The organism is Clostridium tyrobutyricum (genome assembly GCF_019144085.1).
Taxonomy (GTDB): Bacteria; Bacillota; Clostridia; order Clostridiales; family Clostridiaceae; genus Clostridium_B; species Clostridium_B tyrobutyricum_A.
Window position 1 is genome coordinate 1 of the sequence record NZ_JAHHUY010000077.1, and the last position, 1,262, is coordinate 1,262.

Sequence of the window (1,262 nt, forward strand, 5' to 3'; positions counted from 1 at the left end):
AACTATACTTAGGGGCTTAAGAGATTGCACCATCCATTTATAACTTGGTTAAGTTTATAAATTAGGTGCTCCTGTTTACTTGTTTTGTTCTTATGAATGATTTCACTTAACTTTTTCACTACTTTCTTTATTGATTTGACCGAAGGTTGGATTATTAACTTTTCATTGTATTTTTTATAATTCCATCCTAGAAAATCAAAGCCCTTATTTATATGAGTTATACTTGTCTTTTCGTTAGATAGTTCCAGTCCTCTGTCAGCAAGAAAGGTTTTTAGTATATCCTTTATAGATTTTAAAACCTCTTTATTATTGGCAGTAACTACAAAATCATCTGCATATCTTACGATATGTATCTGATCGGAATTGTTCCTAGAATGGTAACTTATTTTTCCTTTCTTTGTTAAGAAATAACTCTTTGCAATTTCATGTTCCATTCCATCAAGGGTTAAGTTTGCAAAGGTAGGACTAATCGTCCATCCTTGAATTGTACCTTTGTTGGTTGGGAAGAGTTGTTTTCTGTACACAAATCCTGCTTTAAGGAATTTTTGAATCATTGTTTTATCCGTATTAATATTATTTACCATCCAAGTATGATTGATATTATCAAAACAACCTTTGATATCACCTTCTAAAATCCATTTTCCACTTCTCTTTGAAGAAAGAATTGTGAAAAGTTGCTCCATTGCATCTGCACAGCTTCTATATTTTCTAAACCCAAAGCTATGTTTATCGCCGGTAGTTTCTGCTATAGGTTGCAGTGCATAAAGAAAAAGTGTTTGCATTGCTCTATCCTTCATAGTTGGTATACTTAATGGTCTCAAATTTCCGTTGTCTTTCTTAATATTTATTCGTCTCGTTGGCATGGGCTTGTAACCTTTAATTTCTAAATCCTTAACTGCTAGGTATTTTTGCTTATCACTAGTCCAGAGAATTTTATCTACTCCAGAAGTCTTTCCACCTTTGTTTCCAGTTACTTTTCTTACCGCTAAAACTTTTGCATAAAAAGAATTTGTTATAAGGTATTGGAGTCTTTTGACTAAATTCCAATTTTCCTTTTTCACTGCCTTTACAATTCTGAGTTGAAGTCTATTAACATATTCTTCGGCTATCGCCCAGTCAATTGAACGCCAGTCTTTGTTATTAGAATAGTTTGAACGGTTCTCACATTTAGTGCAATTGAATCTCTGTTCATTCATAGTAATTCATCTCTTTCCTGTAATAGAATACGTGCCAAAGTCAGCTATCTTTCGATTGGAACAAAT

At 32.7% G+C, this 1,262-nt stretch carries 1 protein-coding gene; it reads right to left on the bottom strand.

All coding sequences use genetic code 11. From position 1 onward, the window contains the following. Nucleotides 1-8: 8 nt before the first annotated feature. Entirely contained in the window at nucleotides 9-1,196 is a 1,188-nt protein-coding gene (ltrA, locus tag KM800_RS15060; RefSeq protein WP_217813816.1) for a group II intron reverse transcriptase/maturase, read from the bottom strand. Nucleotides 1,197-1,262 lie beyond the last annotated feature (66 nt).